At 61.4% G+C, this 5,097-nt stretch carries 3 protein-coding genes and 1 pseudogene; 1 reads left to right on the top strand and 3 read right to left on the bottom strand.

Translation table 11 applies throughout. The features are described from left to right. Nucleotides 1-67: 67 nt before the first annotated feature. From BSZ39_RS02530 to BSZ39_RS14490, 3 genes are read right to left on the bottom strand one after another with little or no spacing between them, the layout of a single operon-like run. The gene (locus BSZ39_RS02530) at nucleotides 68-1,465 is read right to left on the bottom strand and encodes a DEAD/DEAH box helicase (RefSeq protein WP_073715819.1); all 1,398 of its coding nucleotides are present in this window, start codon (nucleotides 1,463-1,465) and stop codon (nucleotides 68-70) included. Beyond that, nucleotides 1,462-2,520: a HamA C-terminal domain-containing protein gene (locus BSZ39_RS02525; RefSeq protein WP_073715818.1), complete on the bottom strand. Its 1,059-nt coding sequence runs from the start codon at nucleotides 2,518-2,520 to the stop codon at nucleotides 1,462-1,464. Before BSZ39_RS02525 ends, BSZ39_RS02530 begins: the two co-directional genes overlap by 4 nt. After that, complete coding sequence (locus tag BSZ39_RS14490; RefSeq protein ID WP_245792402.1) at nucleotides 2,520-3,038, bottom strand: restriction endonuclease; 519 nt, start codon at nucleotides 3,036-3,038, stop codon at nucleotides 2,520-2,522. Before BSZ39_RS14490 ends, BSZ39_RS02525 begins: the two co-directional genes overlap by 1 nt. Before the next feature lie 1,869 nt (nucleotides 3,039-4,907). On the opposite strand from BSZ39_RS14490, the pseudogene BSZ39_RS14485 reads away from it, so the two are divergent. After that, a pseudogene (locus BSZ39_RS14485) lies at nucleotides 4,908-5,097 on the top strand (transposase); the annotation flags it as partial.

The raw sequence follows: 5,097 nt of genomic DNA, 5'->3' as shown, positions 1-5,097 counted from the left end.
GTGAGTTGTAGAAGATGAACTCGAGGATCACGCGGTGACCGCCCTGCTGTCCAGCACGACCACCCCGCTACACCACTATGAGGGACTCAACTTCCGAGAATGCTTGTTCGACCCGTTCACGTACTTCCTGGGGCATTTTTCCGTGATGGAAGGCGACGCCACGACTCAAGGTGCTCGCGAGGAAGTAGTCCTTGTGTACGTACTCACGAACGTGCTTGATTAGATCATCAATCTCCTTATCTGACGACACCGCGTCACGACGCTCCGCAAGTCGAAGTGCGAACTCCGCAGACTTCAAAGAGCCGTTGATGTAGATGATTGCCTTGCGATCCCCGCTCCTAGACAGGATGAGATCAACCACGCTCGCCTGCAATGGAGCCGCTTCGAGCTCCTGTGGCGTGGCATCGATGCCGGAGAAGTAGTACTGACGTTGAGCGACCAGATCGACGAAGTATCGATGCTGCGCTACCGTCCGCTCTTTGACAGCTAGCGCCCCGTTGGTTGCTTTACCGAATAGCTCCAGAAACAGTTCTGGGTTCGCGATGCTTGGCGATGCGAAGACGAGTTTTGTCGCGAATCTACGGGTCGCTTCGACGATCGCATGGTAGTAGAGCGAGCTACGCGCATCGTTCTTAGCGATGACCTTCTGCGCCTCGTCGACCACAAGGTAGTCAATCTCGCGCACTGGATCTGCTAGATAGCGGAGTAACCGTTCGGGGGTCAGTACGAAGATCGTGCGCCGGTACCTTTGGCGCAGAATCTTCGGAAGCGATGGGTAGGTCGCGACGTTTACTTCCGGCACTTCCGACAGGAGATTTCTGAGATCTGCTGCCGTTTGGCCGATGAGTGCCTTTGTTGGAACGAGGACGACGACGCAGTGATCGTTGAGCTCGTCCCGGCGGACGATGTCGTAAAGCGCGTCCTTTATGATGAAGGACTTGCCAAGCGACGTGGGGCCCGAGAAACTGAAGTAGTCCTCGCCGCGCATCTTCTCCGTAATCGCATATTGCGCATCAGTGAGCGTCGCATCGCCCTTACTCGTGCGCTGCAATACCTCCTTCGCGATCCGCAGTGCGCCGCGAGATAGTGGCAGCGCGTATCGGCTACCAACCCCCTTCTGCAGGGTTCGGATTCCTGGGAAGTTTCCGAGCTGGACAAGCACTGCCTCCGCGACCGCGAGCACCCGGTCACTCAGTTCCTGTCCGAGCCCCACGGCAGTGTCGTACTCGCGAAGCAGTGCAATCGCCGTGTATGCCAGCTCCCGATGATGCGCGTCTCTGGAGTGCGACAGCACGTCGGCATAGCGTAAGAGGTGCTTGGCATCGACCGGATCCAGTATCTGCGTCACCTCGCCCGTGAGGAACGACTCTGCGGCGGCGCGCTCAAGGCCGCCGTATGCGGACCGAAAGCCCGGACGCTGGAGGATAATTTCGCTGAGTAGATCAGCAGCCGTACGCGACGTCACTTCTTCGCCTTATCCTTCGGTGGGCGTAGGTTCTTGCCGCTGAGCTCAGAAGCAAGATCGATTCGGATGTCCTCGATGCCACGCACAGTGCCGTTGACATTTCGTTTCAGGAACGGCACGGCGTAAATGTGGAATTGGTACCCACCAAGACCACGGTCCTGAATCTCAGCCTTGATGGTGTCAACTTCAGCGGCTATAGCCGCGAGGGCGAGATCGCGCAGATATGTCTCAATCTCCACGGCCGTATGGTCCGCGAACGGGTAGGTAGTCACGTCCAGCTCGAAGCCGATGAAAACCCCAAATGCATTCGACTTCGTGATCGCTGGCGCCCCCGAGGCCGGCGGCAAGAGTATCGATGCCAGAAGCTCGACCTTGTCGTCGTCGAGACTCTCCTTGAGGAGCTCGGACTCGACAAGCCAGGTATCGAAATCGAAGTCGTCCTCTTTAACCTTGCCCATGCTTGCAAAGGCTGCCTTCACACCACGACGAGCGCTCGATCCGACACTCCCGGCGACATCGCCGTACATCTTGGACTCTCCGAAGATCAGCTGGTAGTCGCCTGGAGTAGCCTCAAGCAGATGCACGCCGTCAGTGCCGTGCACGTAGTGCTCGGCCGAGGTCTTAAGTTCCATCTTCGAGAGGATCTTCGGCGCCCCAAGGTGCCCTTCGAGGAAGGAGTAGAGAAGCAGCTCTCCGCCTTCACCCGCGTTGGGATCCGGTGCCTTGAACTGGATCTGCGCTTTCCTAAAGAACTCACCCATGCGGCTGAGATCGCTCGTGAGCTTGCCCAGGTTCTGCCGCGACAGCACGTAACTGATGCTGTTGTTGACCAGCTCCTTGAACAGCGGCTTGATCGCGAAGTCTCCGCCATCGATACGCAGGACATGCAGGTGCATGACCGTCTTCGCGTGGATATCGAAGCGTTCCGGGTCGTAGAACAGAGCCAAGAATCGGTCACGATTCATGAGCGAGAGAGGAAGAACGGGATCGGCCATCAACGCACCGACTCCAGGCCCGTCGGCAACTTGCGAATCGTCGGTCTTGCTCGCCACCATCAGTCGTCACCTCCGGCTCCGGCGATCAGCAGTCCGTGTTTGTCGGTTGTGTAGTTGTAGTCGACCGGCCCGATCGGTGCGGCGTCGAAGTGGTGCTCCGCGAAGCGGATGCGCATCTCCTCGTCCCAGTCGAGGTCGTCAAGGTTGCGGGTGTCCTTGGTCTCGCGGACGAGGTAGAGCCGCTGGGCACCGTTCTCGGCGTAGACAATGGCCCAGTCCGGCGAGTACTCGCCAACAGGCGTGCGGACGCGGAAGCGGCGCGGCAGCTTGGTGAACAGCTTGACGTGCTCGCGGTTGTTCTCGAGCTGCGCGGCGAAGGCGCGCTCGACGTGGCTGTCGTAGTCAACGTGGTCGTAGAGGTTTACGCCGCCCTCGGGCGCGGCAATGACGCCGTTCTTCGGATCTGGGTTGCCGGGCAGCGGCTGCGGCGGGTTCTTGGATTCGACTTCGAGGAAGACGACCTCGGCATCCCACCAGTCCGTCTCGTCGATGGGTTCATAGCTGATGCCGCGCACCATCTGCTCGATCGTCTCGATGCGGATCGTATTCGCCACGATGCGTGCCCAGCGGTCAGGATCGTCGAGGACGTGCCGGGCGTAGTCGCGGTCGGGATAGTTCAGGATCTCGCGCACGATCGCTGCCACGGTCGGGCGGGTGAGCTGGAGCGGGAACTTGCCGTACTGCAGCTGATCCTCGATGAGCTGCACGACGTCAGGCAGCCGCTGGCCCGCGACGACAATGCGTTCACCGCGCGATTCGGCCACGGCAGAGTCCGCCGTGATGACGTGCCCCTCGTCGTCGTAGACGAGATCGGCGGACTGCACGACGTTGGCGCGACGCTCGATGAACTCGAGGTCGGCCAGGTGCTCCGATGCGGCGACCACGATGCGGAGTGCCTCTGGCTCCACGGTGACGCGGTAGCGCGCCTTGTAGCGGATGCGCTTCCACAGCTCAGCGAACTCGGGGCTATCGAACAGGGCAGGGCGCCTGCGGACGATGACCTCGTTGTCGGCGTTGTCGACCTCAGGGCCTGTATCGCCGGAGCCGCCACCAGAGGCGATGTATTCGGCGTTCAGGCCGTCACGGAACTCGGTGAAGGACTCGTAGACGATGAGCGTGAGCCGGTTGATCGCCGGGTCCATGACACGGTGACCGGACTGGTCGACCGGCAGACGCAGGCCGCGGCCGATCTGCTGGCGACGCTCCAGCTCGGAGCGGGTGTGGCGCAGGAACCCGACCTGAAAGACGTTCGGGTTATCCCAGCCCTCCTTGAGCGCGGAGTGGGAAAAAATGAACGCGCGCGGATTGGCGCGATCAAGAATGAGTTCCTTGTTGGCGATGATCTCCTGGTACGCCCGCGCCTCCAGCTCAGCGTCCGAGGCTCGCCCGGAGGTGTCCTTAAGGATGCCCGTCTTGGTCGACGGGAAGTATGCGACCCGCAGCTCGGCCGCGTCGGGCATCTCGTTCTCGGGATAGCCGGCGCGCAGCCACTCCTCACGGAACAGCTCATCGAACATCGCGGGCAGTACCGCCTCGTCACCGGCGTAATCAGCCACGTGCTCGACGAAGAACAGCGACAGCACCTTGACGCCACGGTTCATCGAATCGATCTGCCCTTGACGGGCCAGGTGCGTGCGGATCGTGTGGCGGATCTGGTCACGCCAGACCGCCTCGGCATCGACACCGGTCTCAGTTCCGGCGTGCACGACGAGACCGTTCTCGAAGATCACCCGGTCGGGCTTGCGCTCGATGCTGTCAACCACCAGGCCGCGGTACTGTGGCAGACTGCCGGACTCCTCGAACAGGTCGGTGCCGTTCTGCAATACCACCGGCACCCGCTTACCACCGGCCTTGTCGATGACAGCTTCAGCCATCAGACGCTTGCGGACGCTCCGGAGCTTGTCGAGACGGACGTAGGGCTTGCCGTCCTCGCCTGCGACGATGCCCTTGACCGATACCCGCTTGACCAAACCGGCCTCAGCGGCCTGCTTCGGGCCAAGCCGGTGCACGAGGTTGAACGGCTCCTTGTGCGTTGCGCTGTAGCGCAGCGCCACCAGCGGGTTCAGGGTGGCAATCGCCTGACGGCGCAGCGGCGTCGCCATGTTCTGCGGCTCATCAATCAGGACAACCGGGCAAGCCTTCGCGATCTGCTGCACACCGCTGAGCGAGTCACCCCACAGCTGCGGCTGCTCCGCACTGGCGTAGAGCGTGTTTGTGTCCGGCTTGTCGAGCGCCTGGACACTGGCAATCAGGAACTGCACCGTGCCCGACGGCTCGGTGAAGTCGTTCAGTGCCGAGTTCTCCCCGAGCACACCCCACTTGTACGGGACGCCGGGATACTTCAGGCGGAAGTGCTCTTCGGTCTGTTCGAACGTCTTGACCACGCCCGGCGGGTCCAGCGCAACGGCTACCGGCATCGACCTCTCGACACCCGTGTTGGGACCTTGGACATCGCTGTCCCGAAACTACGCCAGGGCACCTACTTCCCCGAATGGCTGCTGGAACGTCGCAAGCGCGCCGAGTCCGCCTTGATCACCGTTGTTGCCGACTGCTATCTCGCCGGAGTCAGTACTCGGC

This window comes from Bowdeniella nasicola, from assembly GCF_001907295.1.
Lineage (GTDB): Bacteria > Actinomycetota > Actinomycetes > Actinomycetales > Actinomycetaceae > Bowdeniella > Bowdeniella nasicola.
Note: the sequence above shows the minus strand (reverse complement) of the source record. Positions and strands in the feature narration are given on the sequence as shown.

Excerpts from the sequence above, each read along its gene's own strand:
- BSZ39_RS02525 (WP_073715818.1), bottom strand. The coding sequence starts at position 2,520 with ATGGTGGCGAGCAAGACCGACGATTCGCAAGTTGCCGACGGGCCTGGA.
- BSZ39_RS14490 (WP_245792402.1), bottom strand. The coding sequence starts at position 3,038 with ATGGTGCGCGGCATCAGCTATGAACCCATCGACGAGACGGACTGGTGG.